Origin of the sequence: Tolypothrix bouteillei VB521301, from assembly GCF_000760695.4 — a bacterium.
Classification (GTDB): Bacteria; Cyanobacteriota; Cyanobacteriia; order Cyanobacteriales; family Nostocaceae; genus Scytonema; species Scytonema bouteillei_A.
The window spans coordinates 40,739-60,242 of sequence record NZ_JHEG04000002.1 but is presented as its reverse complement, the minus strand read 5'-3'; the positions used below and the strand labels follow the sequence as shown (position 1 = coordinate 60,242).

At 40.6% G+C, this 19,504-nt stretch carries 18 protein-coding genes; 12 read left to right on the top strand and 6 right to left on the bottom strand.

Translation table 11 applies throughout. From position 1 onward, the window contains the following. Positions 1–2 precede the first annotated feature (2 nt). On the top strand, positions 3–896 hold the full coding sequence (locus tag HC643_RS39120; RefSeq protein WP_038080861.1) for a hypothetical protein: 894 nt from the start codon (positions 3–5) through the stop codon (positions 894–896). 51 nt (positions 897–947) lie between these two features. On the opposite strand, the gene HC643_RS39115 is transcribed toward HC643_RS39120, so the two are convergent. The 4 genes from HC643_RS39115 to HC643_RS39100 form a co-directional block, all read right to left on the bottom strand. Next, positions 948–1,655: a DevA family ABC transporter ATP-binding protein gene (locus HC643_RS39115; protein ID WP_038080863.1), complete on the bottom strand. Its 708-nt coding sequence runs from the start codon at positions 1,653–1,655 to the stop codon at positions 948–950. A gap of 97 nt (positions 1,656–1,752) precedes the next feature. Further along, complete coding sequence (gene devC, locus HC643_RS39110; RefSeq protein WP_038114274.1) at positions 1,753–2,916, bottom strand: ABC transporter permease DevC; 1,164 nt, start codon at positions 2,914–2,916, stop codon at positions 1,753–1,755. A 227-nt stretch (positions 2,917–3,143) separates the two neighbouring features. Next, positions 3,144–4,568: an HlyD family efflux transporter periplasmic adaptor subunit gene (locus tag HC643_RS39105; protein WP_038077192.1), complete on the bottom strand. Its 1,425-nt coding sequence runs from the start codon at positions 4,566–4,568 to the stop codon at positions 3,144–3,146. 660 nt (positions 4,569–5,228) lie between these two features. Further along, the gene (locus HC643_RS39100; RefSeq protein ID WP_038077053.1) at positions 5,229–5,966 is read right to left on the bottom strand and encodes a phycocyanobilin:ferredoxin oxidoreductase; all 738 of its coding nucleotides are present in this window, start codon (positions 5,964–5,966) and stop codon (positions 5,229–5,231) included. 403 nt (positions 5,967–6,369) lie between these two features. Here HC643_RS39100 and HC643_RS39095 point away from each other — a divergent pair, with 403 nt between their 5' ends. Beyond that, on the top strand, positions 6,370–6,576 hold the full coding sequence (locus HC643_RS39095; protein WP_050046187.1) for a hypothetical protein: 207 nt from the start codon (positions 6,370–6,372) through the stop codon (positions 6,574–6,576). A gap of 47 nt (positions 6,577–6,623) precedes the next feature. On the opposite strand, the gene HC643_RS39090 is transcribed toward HC643_RS39095, so the two are convergent. Further along, positions 6,624–7,292: an ABC transporter ATP-binding protein gene (locus tag HC643_RS39090; protein ID WP_038077056.1), complete on the bottom strand. Its 669-nt coding sequence runs from the start codon at positions 7,290–7,292 to the stop codon at positions 6,624–6,626. Between the two features lie 378 nt (positions 7,293–7,670). Between HC643_RS39090 and HC643_RS39085 the strand changes: the two genes are divergently transcribed. The 10 genes from HC643_RS39085 to HC643_RS39040 all read left to right on the top strand — a co-directional run bounded on the left by HC643_RS39085 (position 7,671) and on the right by HC643_RS39040 (position 18,027). Next, the gene (locus HC643_RS39085) at positions 7,671–8,609 is read left to right on the top strand and encodes a Sll0314/Alr1548 family TPR repeat-containing protein (RefSeq protein WP_038077058.1); all 939 of its coding nucleotides are present in this window, start codon (positions 7,671–7,673) and stop codon (positions 8,607–8,609) included. Between the two features lie 275 nt (positions 8,610–8,884). Beyond that, positions 8,885–9,337 carry a DUF3531 family protein gene (locus tag HC643_RS39080; protein WP_038077061.1) on the top strand — a complete coding sequence of 151 codons (453 nt, stop codon included), beginning with the start codon at positions 8,885–8,887 and terminating at the stop codon, positions 9,335–9,337. Positions 9,338–9,345: 8 nt separating this feature from the next. Further along, positions 9,346–9,774 carry an NUDIX hydrolase gene (locus HC643_RS39075; protein WP_038077196.1) on the top strand — a complete coding sequence of 143 codons (429 nt, stop codon included), beginning with the start codon at positions 9,346–9,348 and terminating at the stop codon, positions 9,772–9,774. A 76-nt stretch (positions 9,775–9,850) separates the two neighbouring features. Beyond that, positions 9,851–10,189, top strand: a complete 339-nt coding sequence (locus HC643_RS39070; protein ID WP_038077066.1) for a DUF1493 family protein — start codon at positions 9,851–9,853, stop codon at positions 10,187–10,189. Positions 10,190–11,329: 1,140 nt separating this feature from the next. Beyond that, positions 11,330–12,919, top strand: a complete 1,590-nt coding sequence (locus tag HC643_RS39065) for a peptide ligase PGM1-related protein (RefSeq protein WP_038077069.1) — start codon at positions 11,330–11,332, stop codon at positions 12,917–12,919. 114 nt (positions 12,920–13,033) lie between these two features. Further along, on the top strand, positions 13,034–14,791 hold the full coding sequence (locus HC643_RS39060; RefSeq protein ID WP_038077074.1) for a serine/threonine protein kinase: 1,758 nt from the start codon (positions 13,034–13,036) through the stop codon (positions 14,789–14,791). Between the two features lie 333 nt (positions 14,792–15,124). Then, entirely contained in the window at positions 15,125–15,688 is a 564-nt protein-coding gene (locus HC643_RS39055) for a pentapeptide repeat-containing protein (RefSeq protein WP_038077077.1), read from the top strand. 179 nt (positions 15,689–15,867) lie between these two features. Then, positions 15,868–17,049: a M20 family metallopeptidase gene (locus tag HC643_RS39050; RefSeq protein ID WP_038077080.1), complete on the top strand. Its 1,182-nt coding sequence runs from the start codon at positions 15,868–15,870 to the stop codon at positions 17,047–17,049. A gap of 488 nt (positions 17,050–17,537) precedes the next feature. Beyond that, positions 17,538–17,765 carry a hypothetical protein gene (locus HC643_RS39045; RefSeq protein WP_038077082.1) on the top strand — a complete coding sequence of 76 codons (228 nt, stop codon included), beginning with the start codon at positions 17,538–17,540 and terminating at the stop codon, positions 17,763–17,765. Beyond that, complete coding sequence (locus HC643_RS39040) at positions 17,740–18,027, top strand: type II toxin-antitoxin system RelE/ParE family toxin (protein WP_336604412.1); 288 nt, start codon at positions 17,740–17,742, stop codon at positions 18,025–18,027. Before HC643_RS39045 ends, HC643_RS39040 begins: the two co-directional genes overlap by 26 nt. A gap of 166 nt (positions 18,028–18,193) precedes the next feature. On the opposite strand, the gene HC643_RS39035 is transcribed toward HC643_RS39040, so the two are convergent. Next, a complete protein-coding gene (locus HC643_RS39035) occupies positions 18,194–19,501 on the bottom strand; it encodes a hybrid sensor histidine kinase/response regulator (RefSeq protein ID WP_038077085.1) in 1,308 nt (435 codons plus the stop codon). Positions 19,502–19,504 lie beyond the last annotated feature (3 nt).

Below are 19,504 nucleotides of genomic sequence, written 5' to 3'. Positions count from 1 at the left end.
CCATGTCCACCCCAGTGAGTGTTGCCCAATCCGCCAAGCCAAAACCTGTAACAACAAAGCCCGTACCAACCAAAGCTTCTCAAGAAGTTCAAAGTAATGATATTCAAATACTTACCCCAATCTTGGGGATCGCTTCGGTAGGACTGGCGTTGGTTGTTGTTGCTTTGATTGTATACGGCAAAATCCAGATCAAAAAACTGGAGAAAAAAATTAAGTTTGAACAGTTCCGCACTCGAGAACTGGACAAAAAGTTTAAGCTTGCTTTAGAAACTATTCGTAAAATGGAAACGAATCCCGATTTGATTAACTCGCGGGAGTTTAACCTGGATTATCTGCGGATGCGGATGTCGGAAGAAGTATTCCATTTTGCGATCGTCAATCAAATCAAAATCCAAGTTAAAGAAAAAATTTCTCAAGCGCTCCGTCCGGGACAAGGGAACCAGGGTGTTGTAGGTATAGCGAGCAGTAACGGACGACAAGTGGATGAAATGTTTGACGTAGAGTATGAAACTGGTAATGCGCCAAACATCGTCAAGCGAGTTCTCTTCCGCATCCAAATCCGGATGATGAAATTACCCACTCAACCAACTTCTGCGACTATCAGCCAAATCATTGACTGCGTTGAAAATTTCCTCAGCCCAGCAGAGGACAATGATACTTGGCAACCAACCATTCAAGGACGCATTGCTTACATGCATTGGGATCAAAAAGCGAAACCCACACCTATGCTAGTTTTGGAACAATCAAATGAAGGTGTGAATGTGTCTTTCCGAACCAGCCGTCAGCCCAATGGTAGCACTCCAGGACAACAGCCCGGACAGCCAGATCTACCCAGTCAGCCAAATCCACCCAGTCCCCCAGGAAAGAAAAAATCGGCAAAAAGTGAAAAGGTTTAGAGACACCCCGTTTGCATTATTTGTACTTCAGCGTGTTGGCACGTCTTTAGATCAATTATTCCTCACTTTTCCTTGAGAATCGCGGGCTAAAAGACCATCTTCCATTTCTACAATACGGTCTGCTATGTCTAAAATACGGTTGTCGTGGGTCACTAATAATATCGACGTTCCCTGATCTTTTGCTAGGCGCTGCATCAACTCCACGACATCTCGTCCTGACTGTTTATCCAATGCTGCTGTCGGTTCGTCGGCTAGCACCAGCGATGGATTGTTGACCAATGCGCGGGCGATCGCAATCCTTTGTTTTTGTCCTCCGGAAAGATGTTCCGGATAGTAATTAATCCGTTCTCCCAAACCGACTGCTCTCAACATTGCTTCTGATTTAGTAATGGCGTTTTGGGGAGAAACGTGCTGATTTAACTCCACAGCCATTTGCACGTTTTGCCTTGCAGTTAGAAATTCTAGCAAATTATGTGCTTGGAAAATATAGCCAATCTTACGCCGAATATTGACTAATTTGTTTTGACTCGCTCTAAAAAGTTCTACATCTAAAAATTTCAAACTTCCTTCTTGTACAGAACGCAAACCCCCAATCAAACTTAGCAATGTTGTTTTTCCCGAACCCGAGGGTCCAGTCATAATAACAATTTCACCCGGAAAAATTTCTAGGTTTATATCAAATAAAATTTGTCTTTTTAAAGAGCCTCTTCCATAGTAATGGTTTAACTTATTGATAGAAATTACAGGTCCTGAATACATAAGATTTCTTCAAAAATAAAGGACTGTGAATTATGAATTATGAATTATGAATTATAAATTTTTACTTTTTCATAATTCATAATTCATAATTCATAATTTAAAATATGTCTGCTGGATCGGCAGAACTTAATTTTCTAACAGCGATCGCGCCAGAGATAAAACACATTAGAATCGTCAAAATCATTACCATAATTGCTCTTTCTCCACTCATGAAAATTGGGAGAAGAGTAGCAGCCCTAGCCCTGTCATATAAGAAAAGAGTGACAGCTATTCCAGGCATATATCCTAAAATTGCTAAAATTAAAGCTTCTTGTAAAATAACAGATAATAAATAATTTTGTGTATAACCAATTGCTTTTAGAGTAGCATATTCAGATAAATGGTCTGTTACTTCAGTATACAGAATTTGATAGACAATCACAGTTCCAACAATGAACCCCATGACCGTTCCTAAAGAAAAAATGAAACCAATTGCTGTACTACTCGCCCAATAATTTCTCTCAAAATCAACAAATTCCTGCTTGGTAAAAACCTTGATATCTTTGGGCAAATAATTCTTCAAATTTTGAGCAACAGCAATTGCATCTGCACCAGGCTTTAATTTAATCAAACCTATATCAATCAATCCCGCACTGCGATGGGGAAAGATACGGAGAAAATTCAGATCGCTCGTAACTAAATTACCATCTGCTCCAAAGGATGCACCTAATGTAAATAATCCACCTACCTTAATCTTCCGATTTCTCACTTCTGCTGTCACAGTTTTATTTTGTTCAAACTCAGCAACAATTGGACCATATTCTTGTCGGGAAGAGCGATCGTACAAAACAACATCAGATAATTTAATTTTATCTATATTTTCCTCAACTCCAGGTAAATTCAGCACATTAAACTCAGGATTAATACCAAGAATCAAAAGATTGCGGAATCGACCCGTCACGGGATTTTTCCAAGGAGCATAATCCAAGTAAATAGGATGAACAGATTCAACCGCCGGAAAATCTAAAGATTTATAGAGACGCCGTTGAGAAAAAGGTTTTAATGACAGTACAGCATTAGATTGATTGTTAATTAAAACAATATCTCCTTGCAAACTCATGTGGAGACGAACGTTACTGTAGTACAAAGAATCCCGGAAGCCAAGCTGCATAAACATAAGAATATCAGCAAAAGCAATTCCTGCAAGCGCCACAGCAAGACGCGTTTTTTCCCGCTTTAGCTGCAACCAAGCTAAAGGAATTTTGTTAAGTAATTGTTTCATTGATTAGTTTTTAGTTGTTAGTTATTAGTTATTACCAGCCATTAGCCATTAGCCATTAGCCATTAACCATTAGCCATTAGCCATTAACCATTAGCCATTAGCCATTAACCATTAGCCATTAGCCATTAGCCATTAACCATTAGCCATTAGCCATTAGCCATTAGCCATTAGCCATTAACCATTAGCCATTAGCCATTAACCATTAGCCATTAACCATTAGCCATTAGCTATATACCTATTTCCACAACAACTTTAGCGTTGGTGAGGTTAGCAACTCGTTTGGTATCTTGTGGAGAGAGAGTAATTTTTACTTCTACTACTCTGGCATCAATATCAGCTGCGGGATCGGTATTCAACACATCTTTTTTGCCAATTTTCCTACCGATTTCGGAGACTGTTCCTTGTAATTCTCCATCAAAAGCTCCATTATCACTGGTGACCATAACTTGTTGACCGAGACGCACTTTACCAATACTGTCTTCTGGAACTTCCGCAACAACAATCATTTGATCGGTTCGTCCCATTTCAGCAATACCGTATTGGCTCATGCTTTCTCCAGCTTTAGTATGGATTTTGAGAATTTCTCCAGCAATTGGTGCTTTAATGTAGCTCAAACCTAATTGTGCTTCTGCTCTCCTTAGAGATGCGATCGCATTACCAACTTGCGCCTGTGCTATCTGTACATCAATGGGACGAACTTCTTGAATTCTATTAAATCTCGCTCTTTCTTCATCAATTTGTCTTTGCAAAGTTGCTACAGTTTTGTCCCGCGTGACTCTAGCTTCAATAAGTTGCTGTTGCAAAGTTGCTACGGTTTTTAGCTGGTTAGCTCTGGCTTCAGCAAGCTCCTGTCTTAAAGTTGCGATCGCTTTCTTCTGGTTAGCCTTGATTTCAGCAAGTGAAGAATTGCTAGTTTCCAAACTTAACCGCCGTTTGTCTCGTTCTTGTTGGGAAATTGCACCTTCTCTATACAACATTTCATATCTTTGGGCGTCAACTTGAGCGTTACGTTGTTCGGCTCTGACACGCGCAACCGATGCTATTAAAGCATCTTTTTGCCCTTCTATTTCAGCTTGAATGCGATTAATTGTTGCTTGCAAAGCAATTCTTTCCCCATTTAACTGTGCTGTTATACGAGCAATTGTTGCTTGCTGAGCATCCTTTTCCCCAGCTAACTGAGCTTGCAAACGACCAATAACTGCTTTTTGCGCTTGAATGTCTCTTGGCGAACCAGCTTTGACATTAGCTAAATTAGCACGGGCTTCTTGCAGTTTAGCTCTGGCTTCTTCCACAGATGCTTGAGAACTGCTGAAGTTATCCAAAATAGCAATGACTTGACCTCTTTGAACCCGTTCTCCCTCTTTCACATACACTTGCTCAACCCGCGATGAACCTTCAACCCCCGCAGGTGCAGATAATTTAAGCACTTCCCCTCGCGGTTCCAAACGACCCACAGCATTAATACTGGTAGGAACTGGCGCACTCGGTACGGGTGTATTTGCTTGTTTGATTTGCTCGACTTTAGCTATAGTAAGAGCACCAAAGGAAACCACTACTGGTAAGGAGACAGCAATTAACCACCAAACTTTTGATTTTTCATCCTCAAAAAAGAGCTGTTCCCTTAAATTTGATTTCTCATTGAACCTGGATATAGGTGGTTGTTCGTTGGATTGCATTTTCCCCTCTTTGGATAAAAAGCACGCTTGGGCGTAGGTTGGGTTAATCGTGGCGCAACCTAACAAATATGGGAGTATGTTGGGTTTTTTTACCAACCCAACCTACGATTAATGCTTTAAAAAAATCTCTTTTCTATAAAGCATATTATTGCGAGCAAAAACTTACACCATTTTGGATTTTAGACTGACACAGCCTTGCTTGGACTTAATTTCATCCAACAATCTGTCTCATTCTTTTTTCCAATTGGTATTATCTATATCAATCCTATTTGATTTGTGGCATTCACGAAGGGTGGGCAATACCTACCCAATTAGGATTGCTATTATGGTACTGAAATCATTACGGTTTTAAGATGCACTACATACAAGTCAATACGAGAAATTATTTGCCTGAATATTAATATTGGCAAATCTTGAGTTAATCAATAAGTTCATAAACAAACTATTTCTTGATAAAGGTAATGCCATACAGCTATAAGTTGTATGGCTTCATCTTCTCTTGTTAATTGAATTCTACATTTAGAAGTTGCTGGAAAACGTAACGAAATCTACAGAATGGCTGATAGCTAATGGCTAATAGCTAATAGCTAATAGTTAATGGCTAGTAACAACTAACCACTAACAACTAACCACTAACTAATCAGGCATATCAAATAAAACTGTAGTCATATAACATTCTGCCCAATCTGCACCAAAAGCTTTTTCCAGTACGCGGCGGGTTTTGTCATTTTGTTGTTGTTGGGTGCAGTAATTTCTTTGTCCGCTAAGAATGTTTAACCTGTGTTCTGGTGAAACTGGCTTAGATATCAGCGCTTGCGTACAATGAATGTTTAAAAACTCTTGTACGCGGGTGAGAAACATACTTTCTTCTTCAGTTGAATTAGGACGAACAAAGAGACAAAATTCTGAAAATATATGTCCCCACTCCGGTAATTCACGGGGTTGTGAAAAGTTGAGGTTAGGCAATACCCCAAGTTCAGAAGTATAGGATTGGGGTAATCTATATTCCACATCAACTGGAGAAAGGTCTGCGATCGCCGCACTAATTTGACCTCTTCCTCCCACTAAATCGCACCCAAACATCGGTATGTTGTATTCTGGGCGGGGAAACATCACACAGTGCAAAATATCTAGCATATTTCCCACCTTTGCCAGTTCTAAATGCATTTTTCGGAACTGGGGTGTTTGATAGCAGCGATTTTCGATGGTCAGTTTTTCTCCTTCAAGCCGACCTTCTACATAACCAAATTCCGCTGGCAAATCATAGGGCGACAAATCAAGGTATTTTTGCCAAGTCTGTTCGATACAATCTGCTAATTGACGAATTAAAGGATGCTGTTGCTCGCGCAGTGATGGGAAAGAAGTTGTTGTCATGTTTAATTTATACCCATCCCTACCAGGGATTAATTGTGTTGACCTACCTATTTTTCAGCCTAGCGCCCATTAAGACGCAAAAGAACTGACTCGCAACACAACTCAACACTTTTAGGGGGTAACGAATTCGGGATAAGCACAACCTTACAGTGTTCTAAAACTACCGATTTATCTGGGATGCTCGCCCTGTACCTTTACAAGCACCCGTGAAGGATGTGTTGGCAAAGCGTAAAGTTATAAAACATTTTCTTTCCAAAATTCTTGTTTATTTTGTAGTCTTAGTTACAGAAATAATTTTTGATTAGCCCATGAGATAAGGCTTGAACGCAGCCAAGGATGAAGTATGAAGTATGAACTCTCAAGTAAAAACTTGCTTATAACTTCCCCAGACAGCAGACAGAGTATGAATCCTCAAGAACTTATACCTTCATCCTTTATCCTTTATCCTTCATGCTCTCTTGAGTCCAATAACTGGGTAACATTGACAGAACTACCCAGTCCTTACAGTTTTCATGAAGCTTTGCTTTTGTGTCAGATTTCACAAGATGAGTGGTTAGCTTGGATTCCAGACCATGGAGAAGCAGTGCTCAATAGCAACCAATTTTGTTAGTTGTTGTAGAAAGCGCAGAGCCTTGCGCCTCTACTAACAACTAACCACTAACTAACCACCAACCTCTCCTTCGACACCAGTGTCATCGGGTCGGCTGATTGCAGTTCACCATGCTTGAGAGTCCAGCAACAGTCTGCGATCGCTAACAAATCACCCGCATCATGAGTCACAATCAGTAGAGTCCAATCCTTTTTCAACTTTGCCAGCAAACTGACCAATTGTCGCCGCATGGACCAATCCAATCCTGCGGTAGGTTCATCAAGCAACAGTAAATGGGGCTGACGAATCAGTTGTACGGCTAGAGCCAAACGCCGTTGCTGACCTCCACTTAAAGCATGGGGCGATGTACTTAAAGACAAATGCTCCAATCCTACTTCAGTCAGTGCTTGCTTAACTCGCTCTGTTCCCAACTCTGGATGTCCCAAGCGCAATTCTTCTAAAATAGTACCGCCACAAAAATGTCGTTCGGGAAACTGAAAAACTAAACCAGCCAACTGTTGCATCTGTTCTGCAAGCAGTTCTTGTTCTCGCCAAAAGATAGATCCTGAGGTAGGTTCAGCAAGTCCAGACAAAATTTCAAGTAACGTAGTTTTACCAGACCCGCTTGGTCCAATGATAAGACCAAGTTGTTGGGGTGCTAATTCCAGATTAATTGATTTAAGGATTGCAGTTGGGCAGGCAGTTGGATGATAAATTATACTTCTGAGATAGAGCATTTGTTAAGAATAATAGAGAGAGTCAGCAACTTACTTATTGATTACACGGTAAAGAACACTTGTTCCCTGGAAAATTTATAGCGCATTATCTGCCTCGCGAACTGTGACCTCTAGCAGCAAAAGCTCTCTTGCTTCCCGATTGAAGTTACAAGTCTCTCCCTGTGAGAGATGCGCCGACGGCTGTTTTGGCTAATTATTTCCATTTTCGCAAATTCTTTTGGAAAAAATAGTTACAACAATTATGGGAACTCGAAAAAATTGCCGAAGTCAACCAGTATAGAAACTTTTGACAACAACAGACACGGCCTAGAACAAGTCATTTTTATATTATAAGTAACAAAGAAAACATATACAATAGCAATTTCCCTGAGGATAACCATGACTGAACAATTGCCCGTGCTGCCAAAAATTGTGACGACTCAACTTTCTCGCTTAGCTAAAGTCGCTTTTGCAGCTACTCTCATACTGAATATCTGTATCAATTCCTCTTTAGCTGCAGATCCATTTCGGGCTAAAGAACCTCGCAACATTGGTGACAAAACTGAAGCAGCTTTTAAAGCAATTTTCGAGCAGGGGAATTATCAAGCAGCTGAAAATCAAGTGCAAGAAGCACTTACAAAAGAAGCCGATGAACCTTTAGCTTATGCGATGAAAGCATCTTTAGCATATACGAATCAAGATTGGAATGCTCTAGAGACGTACAGCAAAAAAACTTTAGAAGTCGCACAAAAACTTGTTTCTAGCGACCCTCTACGTGGCAATTTATATAGTGCTGTCGGGCATTTTTTAGAAGGGGCTGTGATTCTACAGCGTGAAGGGACACTCAGTGGTGCGCCTAAAGCCCTGAGCCGATTGCGAGAAGTTTATAAGTTTTTAGATTTAGCGGAAGCTGTTTCTGCAACCGATCCTGAATTAAATTTGGTTAAAGGCTATATGGATTTAATGCTAGCGGTGAACTTGCCTTTTTCCAATCCAGAACAAGCGATCGAAAAATTTGAAAAAAATGCTGCGCCTCAGTATTTAGTCGATCGCGGAATTGCTCTTGCTTATCGAGATATGAAACAGTACTCCCAAGCCCTAGATTATACTAACCGTGCGCTAAAGGTGACCTCAGACAATCCAGAACTGTATTATCTCAAAGCTCAAATTCTTAGAGAACAGGGTAAGAAAGATAAAAATACAAAACTCATTCAGGAAGCTGTCGATCACTTTGACAAAGCCTTGAGTAAGAAAGGGTTTCTCCCAGCAAGCGTGGTTAAACAAATTGAACGCGAACGAGGTAAGGCTGTAAAAGAAATCGCTTCAGCTAGTAGATAAACACGCAATCTTGCTTGCGACTGTCAGAGCGCCAACAACTTCTGCAGAAGTTGTTGGTAAATCATACAAGCTCCTCACCTCGCCTCTAGTGGCTCCCCGCCAGGGAATTGGCTTTTGCTTGTCCTGTTGGTAGCGTCTTCCTGCTTTACCCGCCTTGTTTCGGTGGCTCCGCCCTAGAATGCTTTACTCGGAGGCGGAGCCTTCTGTATTTATGTAATTGATTCAGCTAAGAATCTTCTACAATTAGGTGTAAATCTTTTGAAGACAAAGTAGCCATGGAAATACAGTTTCGAGAAATTGACCCTTTTAATGTATGGATTTGGCTCAAATTTAGCACAGTCCCATCAAGACAAGAAAGACAGTATATAGAAGAAGTTTTTGATTCCTGGTTTTACTTGGGTAAGCTGGGGGGATTTAATGCTGAAAATCTCCAAGTACAAGAAACTGGGGTAAATCTCAGTTATATGGATTATGACTCAGAAGGTTATGACAAAAGCATGCTAGCGCTGATGCATAACATGGGTGAGGTGGAATATGAAGGAACATGGGCGCGTTGCTGGTTTGATTTGGGAACAGCAGATGCGATCGCTCTTGATATTCTCATCAATGCTCTCAAGCAACTCAGTGCCGAATATGTCACCATTGAGCAATTGTACATTGGCGGAGAAAATGAAGACTGGCCCGTTGAAAATAGTGACAATCTTAACTCGTTTGTTTTCGATAATTAGCCATGGCAATACATAAACCAGGGGAAATTCGCATTTTAGCTTTGGGACTGATTCAAAATGGAGAACGCATCTTCATGTCTCAAGGCTATGACCAAAAGGAGCAACAAACTTTTTATCGTGCTATGGGCGGAGGTGTTGACTTTGGCGAAACAAGTTTGGTAGCCCTCCAACGGGAATTTCAAGAAGAAATTCAAGCAGAATTAACAAATATTCAATACTTGGGCTGTTTAGAAAATATTTTTACATACAACGGTCAGCACGGTCACGAAATCATTCAGCTTTACAAATGTGACTTTGTTGACCTCAAGTTCTATAAGCTTGAGCAGCTAGAATTTAATGAAGGCGATCGTCAAAAGATTGCGTTGTGGGTAGAGATTAACCGCTTTAAGTCTGGAGAATTACAGTTAGTCCCAGAGCAATTTATAAATTATTTGTAAAAAGATAGAGGGCAAAGGGCAGAAGTATGAAGGTAGAAATAAGTTTGCAGAAAAAACCAAACTATTCATATTATTAATGGACACGTTTAACCAACTAGCAGTCATTCTTTCTAATGAAATTGGTGTGCGGCGACAAGATATTACTCTTCATGCACGACTGAGAGAAGACCTGAAAATAGATGGTGATGATGTTCATGTACTTTTTTCTAAAATTACTGAAAACTGGAAGATAGATTGGCATGGCTTTGTTTTTTATCGCTACTTCCATGAAGAACCACATTTATTTTCCCTACTTTTTAATTGGTACTATCGCTTACGCCATGGCATTCTGAAAACAATTACTGTCAGTCATTTGATGTTAGTTATTGAGCATGGAGTTTGGTTTGAACCTTCACTCTCTAGTAGAAGTATTTGAAGATTAGTTTTACCCCACCCTAACCCTCCTCGATGGATTGGAGAGGGAACTAAAAATCCGATCTCCCCCCAATCCATTGCTACGGTGGTGTACAGATCTCTAGAAAAGAGATGAAACATCGTGAAAAGGGAGAATTGGAATGAAGTTCCCCCCTTTTTTAAGGGGGGTTAGGGGGGATCGAAACCGCTTTTAATGCACTTTAGAAGACTTGTGTGTACACTGCAGCCTTTCCAAGGGGGGTAAATGCAATTTGTGTGAACATAGCTTTACAGCTAGTGAAAACCGAGCGTGAAGAGGAATTATACAGGCTTTTTCATTATTTCCTCGCCGTCATGAGTTGGGAGAGGTATTGCAAATTATGAAGCGATTGGGACAAGTTATTTTAGCGTAGAATAAATGATGTTTCAATTCCGCAAGCGGATGCCATCTACAGTACTAAAAATTTTTCATGAATGATTTAGGATTGCTATAGCAGCATTGATAAGTAAGTCGTCACAAGCAGTATAGATTTTATGGAAATTATCAAATAAATTAGAGCAGAACGCCAGGATAACAGCGACACAAAAAATAAACCTTGGATGGAATTGTCGATCCAAGGTTTATTTCTTGTGTTTGTGCCTTATTGCCATTTGCCAGCTTAAACGTTTCCTCTTTGTTTTCGTCTGCCCTACAAATTGATATATCAATCGCAGGTGACGACGACCTGAATCACCCTCACACACGATACAGTTTCCTCGCCTGACAATGGAATATAACTACACCACTCTTCCGCGCCGAAAGATTTATATCTCTCATGTGTTTCAACATAAACAATTGTATCTTTGTTGTGAATTGTACTTTAGATGTAAATAAACTCAAAAATTCTCAATCTTAAGACATAATTCAATTTATACATAGGGTGTGTTGTTAGTTATCAGTTATTATTTGTTAGTTGTTATTGGTACTTTCCTATCTCTGTCACGATCGCTACTCTTCATTTCGGCTGAGATATGAGTGTTAAATCTTGCTTCTTTAGATAGTATAAATCATGAGAGGAAAAAGCGTAAGAATGAAGAAGTGTACACAGTCTCCGCATCTATTGGTTCTGTAGGATATACCAGAATTAGCAATGCTTGGATGGAACCAAGTCAAATTACTACTATGCAAACAATCAATCGTATTTCTTCGTATTTAGAACAACCCGATCGATTTCGAGACCTTCAACAAACTTTACGCGATCGCTGGCAAACGGTAGAGTTATTTGATAGCAGTGATGCAGATATTTTGATCGTTCCTTCTATTAGCATCGATCAACGAGAATTGAGAAAAATTGATGGTTGCGAACATTATGAAGAAAGATTGTTATTCTCGCTAATTCGTTTGCGGAATCCTCGCACTCGGTTAATCTACGTCACATCCCTACCACTGCATCCAAGCGTTATTGACTATTATTTGCAATTATTGCCCGGAATTCCCTTTTCTCATGCTCGCAATCGCTTGCTATTACTTTCCACTTACGATGCTTCTGTCAAACCTTTAACTCAAAAAATTCTAGATCGCCCCCGTTTGATAGAAAGAATACGTCAAGCTTTAAGACATGATAAAGCATTTATGGTATGCTACAACGCGACAGAAATCGAAGCAGATCTGTCACTAAAATTAGGTGTACCGCTTTACGCAGCTGCACCGGATTTACAAATTTGGGGAACAAAAAGTGGTAGTCGGCAAATTTTTGCAGAATGTGAAATTCCCCATCCCGATGGAAGTCAGAGAGTTTGGAATTCGACAGATTTAGCAGAAGCTGCAGCCGATTTGTGGGAACGCCAACCGACATTAAAACGGATGGTCGTTAAGTTAAATGAAGGATTTTCAGGGGAAGGAAATGCGCTTTTAGATTTAAGACCTATTCAACATTTAGCGCCCCCCGATGCGAACTATGCTCAACGAGTCGAAGCCTTAGGAAAAAGCTTTGAGACCCTGCGCTTTCAAGCGAAAAATGAAACCTGGGAGAATTTTTCAGGAAGAATCCCTGAATTGGGAGCCATAGTAGAAGCTTTTGTGGAAGGTGAAATCAAGCGTTCTCCCAGCGTCCAGGGACGCATTACTCCCAGTGGAGACGTAGAAATTCTTTCAACCCACGATCAAATTTTAGGAGGCTCGGACGGACAAATATACTTAGGCTGTCGGTTTCCCGCAGATGAAGCTTACAGACTGCAATTGCAGCAGATAGGGTTAAAAATTGGTAAAAGTTTGGCAGAAAAAGGAGCGTTGGAAAGATTTGGGGTAGATTTTATTGCCATTGACCGAGGTGATGGAAAATGGGATATGCAAGCGATCGAAATTAACCTGCGGAAAGGCGGTACAACCCATCCGTTTATGACTTTAAAATTGCTAACCAACGGACGGTACGATCTTTCAACTGGATTGTTTTACAGTCAGCAAGGGCGTCCCAAATACTACGTTGCGACAGACAACCTACAGAAAGATCGCTATCAGGGTCTAATGCCAAACGATCTAATGGATATTGTCGCCCATCACAGATTGCATTTTGACACGGGAACCGAAACAGGAACGGTTTTTCATTTGATGGGATGTCTTTCGCAGTTTGGAAAATTAGGGTTAACAAGTATTGGAGATTCACCGCAACAGGCGGAAGACATTTATAACAAAGTTGCCAAAGTCTTAGACGAAGAAAGTGGGCGTCAGAACTGGGATAGTTTCCTGAATTTACCAGAGATAGCTTTTTGGTAATAGCTAATGGCTAATGGCTAACGGCTAATGGCTAATGGCTAATAGCTATTAACACTAACAACCAACCAAGCGCTAATTGTGTACAATCGTGTCAGGCTGTGTCTTTAAGCGCTTGTGTCCCACCTAAATCAAAATGCAATTCATTGCATTAACCCTGAATGTCCTCGCCCTTATCCCCAGCTTTGGGGAAACAAGTTCTGCAATAGCTGTGGCGCACCGCTACAGCTGTTAGACCGCTATATTCCTTTACAGCCTTTGGGCTCTGGTGGCTTTGCCCAGATTTATACTGTTTGGGACTGCAAAACTCAAACAGAAAAGGTGTTGAAGGTTTTGATAGAATCTTCACCAAAGGCGCTAGAATTGTTCTCTCAAGAAGCAGCAGTTTTAGCCCGGTTGAGACATCCCGGTGTGCCAAAAGTTGAGGCTGATGGTTTTTTCCATATCGAGACTTTGCAGACAACTTCTCCGCAATCAAAACCGAGCCGACTCCATTGTTTGGTAATGGAAAAAATTTCCGGTCAAACGCTGGAGGAATTGTTTCAGCAGCATTCTCATGGGTGTCCGCAGGATTTGGTGTTAAATTGGCTGGCTCAAGCTGTGGACATTTTACAGGAGTTGCACAGCCGCAAGATTATTCATCGCGATATTAAGCCTTCTAATTTAATGCTGAGGTCTTCCCACAATAAAGGGGGAACTAAGGCAGATCGATTGGTGCTGATTGATTTTGGTGGAGCCAAACAGGTAAGTTACAATCTATTTCGCAATCAGTCTTCTTCTACTAGACTGTATTCTACAGGCTACAGTCCTCCAGAGCAAATTGCTGGGGGTGTTGTTGGCGCACCTGCAGATTTTTATGCCCTTGGTCGAACCATGATTGAGATGCTGACAGGTAAATCTCTTACAGAATTGGCAAATCCAGCAACGGGAGAACTGTTTTGGCGCAGTGGAGTTAATGTTAGCCCGCAACTTGCAGATTTGCTGGATGATATGATTCAGGAGGATGTGCGATCGCGTCCGGCAAATGCGGCAATTGTGAAAAAGCGACTGTCAAAGATTTCCCAATTACCCCAACCTAGTGTTTTGTCTCAAATTGGAAAATCTGTTCACCAAGGCTTGGGTCAAGCAGGAAGTTTGCTGTCTCAAGTTGAGGATTCTCTGGGAAAAGCCCTCAGTCGTTCTACTCAAGCTGCAGGCAAAACGACTTTTTTTCTAGTTAAAACGATTGTTTCGGTTATACTAGCCTGTCTGGATACACTGTGGACAATGATTTTAACTGGAGTTGGTGCTAGCTTGGGTGCGATCGCAGGATTTCTCTTAGCATCTCAAATTACTCTAGACGACTACTTAGCCCAATTTTTATCCGAACGGTTATTTGAAGCAACGGGAATTTCTCAAATAATTTTTGGCTCGGAGATTCTTTTATTTATAGGTGCTGGATTGGGAACTGCATGGGGATTAACCATCGCCGGTGGGTTTGGTCAGCGACGAAGATTTGTCGTAGCGTCGGTTATGAGCGTTATTAGCTACGGTTTTGGTTGGTTAATTCTACAACTGATGACTCCTCAAAGCATACCAGAGGGATTAGTGGGATTAGTTTTAGGCACTGTTTCCCTGCTGAGTTTGGGTTTGGGGCTTCGCAGCCATCACATCGTGTACGCTTTTATTGCTGCGTTTGGTACTGCGATCGTCTTCGCATTCTTAGTGATGTTAGGGTTCCCCACAAATATTTTTAACTTCTTTAACTCGCCCAGTCTAACGGAGATATTGCTACCAGTTATCTTTTTTAGTTTTATGGGTGTTGTGCTAAGTTTCTGGTTGGGAATCAGCCATTACTTAATTGTTCCTGGGTTGCGCTTTTTGGGATGGAAGTGAGGAACGAGGGGGACAAGGGAGATAAGGGAGACAAGGGGGAAGAACTATTACCCGAATCCAAAATCCGACATTCCCAAAAAATTTTCCCCCCAGCCATTTCTTATACCAGGCTGGGGGGAATCATAATTCGTAGGCTATAGAGTTTCTGTATATTTCGCTGATGTCATCATTCTATTCTGCGGACTTATTTTTGAGTAGCCTGTTCACAAGATTTTACGGTATATTCACGTTTTCTTTACTGTTCCTTTACTCTTAACATATGCATAATAACTTCTATATGTAAGTATAGCAGTACGCCAAATTCTTCAACAAAGGATTTATTTGAAAGAAACTATGAACGTAAAAATAGCTGTTACGACTGCGTTGTTAACTTGTTTTGGCTTAGCAGCACAAGCCTTGGCTCAAAATCCGCAAGATGTGGAACAGTTAAAGGCAACAAATACCTGTCCGCGTTGCGATCTCACTAATGCAGATCTCACTCAATTCAATCTCAGTAGAGCCAGTTTGAGAGACGCTAACCTACAAGGTGCTAATTTAACCGGAGTCAATCTTGCAAATGCGGATTTAACAGGTGCTAATTTGCAAGGTGCTGTGTTAAGTTCTGCCAATCTTACGGGTGCTTCATTAATCGGTGCGAATCTTAAATCAGCTTCTCTAGAAAATGCTAATCTCAGCTACGTGGGTTTTATGAGTGCTAATTTAGAAGCTGCTAATCTTAAAGACGCGAAAACACAGTTCACGAATTTTAGAGGAGCACACTTCCGCTTAACAACTATGCCCACAGGTAATGTCACTTCTGACAAACCTTATGGATGGTCATTACAGCGCGAAAGCCCTAAAGACTGTAACGCTTTTAAATTGGAACGCGCTACTGGTACAACCTGCTACACTGAGTAATTGCAGAATCGTAGTTTACCATACCAACTATAGGGTGTGAAGTTGTTCGTATTCCCGACTTTCAAAGAAGTCGGGGATATAATTAGTGCTTTAAAATCAGAGTTAGTTACTGTCTTAAGGAACACATTGTTTGCTGCCATCAATCCTATTATAAAGAAAAAGTGTAAACTGGCTGACAAATGCTTACTCGCATCAAGGATTTAGCGAGCACACTCGCACCTCGTTTAATTGAAATTCGCCGTCACATCCATGCTCATCCAGAACTGAGCGCTCAGGAGTCACAAACAGCTGCCTTTGTTGCTGGAGTTTTATCTTCGAGTGGTCTTTCCGTCAAAGAAGGCGTTGGCAAAACTGGTGTTGTTGGAGAACTCAGAGGAACTGGCAATTCAGAGCGATTATTGGCAATACGTGCTGATATGGATGCTTTGCCAATTTGCGAACAAACTGCTTTAGATTACGCTTCTCGCACTCCGGGTATCATGCACGCCTGCGGTCATGATGTTCATACAACTGTTGGTTTGGGAACCGCAATGGTACTGTCTCAGATAGCTGAGGAATTACCTGGTAAAGTCAGGTTCTTATTTCAATCCGCTGAGGAAATTGCTCAAGGGGCTAACTGGATGGTAGCTGATGGAGCCATGAAAGATGTTTCGGGTATACTGAGCGTTCATGTTTTTCCATCCATACCTGCAGGTTCTATTGGTGTCCGGTATGGCGCACTCACTGCAGCAGCGGATGATTTAGAAATTATCATTATTGGGGAATCAGGACATGGTGCTCGACCTCATGAGGCGGTTGATGCTATTTGGATCGCTTCACAAGTGATAACCTCCCTGCAACAAGCCATCAGCCGGACACAAAATCCCTTACGTCCTGTAGTTGTCACGATTGGAAAGATTGAGGGTGGTAGAGCGCCAAATATCATTTCTGATAAAGTACAGTTACTGGGAACCGTGCGTTCTCTGCATCCCGAAACCCGCGCCAATCTTCCAGAGTGGATTGAAAAAATCGTAAAGAGTGTTTGTCATTCTTACGGCGCAAAATATCAAGTAAATTACCGTCAAGGCGTACCGGGAGTACAAAACGATTACTTTTTGACGCAACTTCTGCAATCAGCTGCTGAAGAAGCTTGGGGTAGCGATCGCGTCCAAGTACTTCCCGAATCATCCCTTGGTGCTGAAGATTTTTCTGTCTATTTAGAACACGCTCCTGGTTCCATGTTTCGATTGGGTGTTGGCTTCAAAGATAGAATTCTAAATTACCCATTGCACCATCCCCTTTTTGATGTTGATGAATCTGCCATTATTACTGGAGTCGTTACCTTGGCATATTCTGCATATAAATACTGGCAAGAAGTTTAATCGCTGACCAGTGTTAGAAGTTGAATCTTACCAAACTAGCGAATTTACGTTAGTTTTTCCCACGCTTATTCTTAATAAAGTCAAGCGACCCCAGTTTGAAGCCTGGGGATTTATTTTACTAAACTGGAGCAACATCGATTATTGCGATCGCTCGGGCGATTGTCAATAGAGACTTGCGATTAGACACTTCAGATTAATTCAAAATATTGGCTAGACAAAAGCTTTAACAGTGGCTTATTTCATTCCCCTATTTGCAATGCTCTGGAGTGCGATCGTATTGCAAGAAACTGTAACAATGACAATGATTTGTGCTGTTGTTTTGTGTTGTTTAAAACTGCGATCCCAATCGCGACAAAATCATTTACACTTAAATAGTGTAATCTATTACCATATTTTACAAAAATAGGATATAAGAAGCTGAAGTTTTAGAGTTAGAGATTAAAATAGAATTAGCAAAGGCAGAGTTTACTTGATTGGGAGCTTTTTTAATGACTTTACAAGAAATTATTAATTCTATTGAAAGTTTGCCCGTAGAAGAACGAGAGTATTTATTTCAGTTTCTTCGACAACAACGAATTGAGAAACGGCGGGTTGAAATTTTGACCAACGCCCAGGAAGTAATGCAGGCTTTTAAGGATGGGACAGCCAAGAGGGGAAGCGTTGATGATTTGATCGCTGATTTACTAGGAGATGATGATGGAAGTTGTCTGGAGTAATGGATTTAAGCGGTCTTTTAGGAAGATTACAAAGAAAAATCCCCAATTAAAGAATCAAATTGTTACGGTATTAAGGCTTTTGGCAGACGATCCATTTACACCATCTTTAAAGTCTCATAAGTTAATAGGAGATTTAGAGGGATTGTGGTCTTGTTCTGTTGCTTACGATTGTAGAATTATCTTTAAATTCTCTGAAGATGACAATTTGTTAGAAATGGTGATTTTATTGATTGATATTGGTAGTCATGATGAAGTTTATTAAAAAGTTAGATAGAGGCTGAAGCTTTGAGATTGGTCATATGCTGCGATCGCCTCGTCCTTATGAAGATATGAATATCACTGCTATCTTGGGCTTGAGCGCATCCCAGAAAGCTACTCTTACAGCTTTAGGAGCCGTTTATTATCACTAATTACTTGAATAAGAAAAATTACTGTTTAATTGGAATCTGTACTATGAATTCTGTACCTTGTCCTAAGGTAGATTGACAGTAGAGATTGCCAGCGTGTTTTTTCACAACAATTTCACGACTGATAGATAATCCCAATCCACTTCTTCCAACAGATTTTGTCGTAAAGAAAGGATCGAACAATTTTGCTTTTGTTTCTTCATCGATTCCCAAACCGTTATCTGTAATATGAATAGCTACTTTATCATCTCCATTCAACGTTGTGTGAATTTCAATGCGGCTTGGTTGCTGCTCGATCTCCTCAAATGAACGATATTGGTTGTGCTCCTCTAATGCATCAATGGCATTGTTAAGAATATTCATAAAGACTTGATTGAGTTGTCCCGCCCAACATTCAACAAGTGGTAATTCTCCATACTTTTTAACAACTTCAATACTGGGACGCTTGTGTGTAGCCTTTAAGCGATAATTTAAAAGAGCGATCGCACTGTCAAGTCCCTCATGGATATTCACTGCTTTTAAATTGGCTTCATCTATCCGGGAGAAGTTACGCATTGATTTAACAATCGATTGAATGCGTTGTGCGCCTGACGCAATCGAATCAAACAGCTTTAAGAGATCGTTTTGAACAAAATCGATATCGATTGTTTCTATGATTGCTTGAATGCGAGAAGTTGGCTGTGGGTAATCTTCTTGGTAAAGATGCAGAAGATTGAGTATATCTTGGGTGTACTCACCTGCATAAATAATATTACCGTAAATAAAATTCATGGGGTTGTTAATCTCATGAGAAATTCCCGCAATCATTTGTCCTAAACTGCTCAATTTCTCATTTTGAATCAGTTTAATTTGCATTTTTTCCAATTCATCGTAAGCTTGGGTAACTTCTGCCACTTTTTGCTCTAACAAAGCATTTTTTAGTTCTAGTTTTTCAGCTAAGTCGTGTAGTTTTAAGTGTAATTTAACTCGAGATAAAACTTCTTCTTGCTGAAAAGGTTTCGTGATATAGTCTACAGCACCAACTTGAAAACCTTCAACTTTACTAGCAGTCTCGGAAAGTGCTGTCATAAAAATGATAGGAATATCTTTGGTTTGTGGAGATGCTTTTAATTGACGGCAAGTTTCAAATCCATCCATTTCTGGCATCATCACATCTAATAAAATTAAATTGGGTAGAGCATATTTCACTCGTTCTAAAGCTACTTTTCCGGATTTTGCAACCCAAACTTCTAAACCCGCTTGGTCGAGAGCATCGGATAAAACACTTAAATTAGCAGGGTTGTCATCAACAATGAGAACTGTCGGATTTTGCTCGGCTGCAAGATTCATATC

Bases quoted from the DNA above. Each gene is read 5' to 3' on its own strand.
- HC643_RS39120 (WP_038080861.1), top strand. From the start codon at position 3: ATGTCCACCCCAGTGAGTGTTGCCCAATCCGCCAAGCCAAAACCTGTA.
- HC643_RS39095 (WP_050046187.1), top strand. From the start codon at position 6,370: ATGAATCCTCAAGAACTTATACCTTCATCCTTTATCCTTTATCCTTCA.
- HC643_RS39090 (WP_038077056.1), bottom strand. From the start codon at position 7,292: ATGCTCTATCTCAGAAGTATAATTTATCATCCAACTGCCTGCCCAACT.
- HC643_RS39065 (WP_038077069.1), top strand. From the start codon at position 11,330: ATGCAAACAATCAATCGTATTTCTTCGTATTTAGAACAACCCGATCGA.
- HC643_RS39070 (WP_038077066.1), top strand. From the start codon at position 9,851: ATGGACACGTTTAACCAACTAGCAGTCATTCTTTCTAATGAAATTGGT.
- HC643_RS39080 (WP_038077061.1), top strand. From the start codon at position 8,885: ATGGAAATACAGTTTCGAGAAATTGACCCTTTTAATGTATGGATTTGG.
- HC643_RS39050 (WP_038077080.1), top strand. From the start codon at position 15,868: ATGCTTACTCGCATCAAGGATTTAGCGAGCACACTCGCACCTCGTTTA.
- HC643_RS39115 (WP_038080863.1), bottom strand. From the start codon at position 1,655: ATGTATTCAGGACCTGTAATTTCTATCAATAAGTTAAACCATTACTAT.
- HC643_RS39040 (WP_336604412.1), top strand. From the start codon at position 17,740: ATGATGATGGAAGTTGTCTGGAGTAATGGATTTAAGCGGTCTTTTAGG.
- HC643_RS39055 (WP_038077077.1), top strand. From the start codon at position 15,125: ATGAACGTAAAAATAGCTGTTACGACTGCGTTGTTAACTTGTTTTGGC.
- HC643_RS39045 (WP_038077082.1), top strand. From the start codon at position 17,538: ATGACTTTACAAGAAATTATTAATTCTATTGAAAGTTTGCCCGTAGAA.
- HC643_RS39085 (WP_038077058.1), top strand. From the start codon at position 7,671: ATGACTGAACAATTGCCCGTGCTGCCAAAAATTGTGACGACTCAACTT.
- HC643_RS39100 (WP_038077053.1), bottom strand. From the start codon at position 5,966: ATGACAACAACTTCTTTCCCATCACTGCGCGAGCAACAGCATCCTTTA.
- HC643_RS39035 (WP_038077085.1), bottom strand. From the start codon at position 19,501: ATGAATCTTGCAGCCGAGCAAAATCCGACAGTTCTCATTGTTGATGAC.
- devC (WP_038114274.1), bottom strand. From the start codon at position 2,916: ATGAAACAATTACTTAACAAAATTCCTTTAGCTTGGTTGCAGCTAAAG.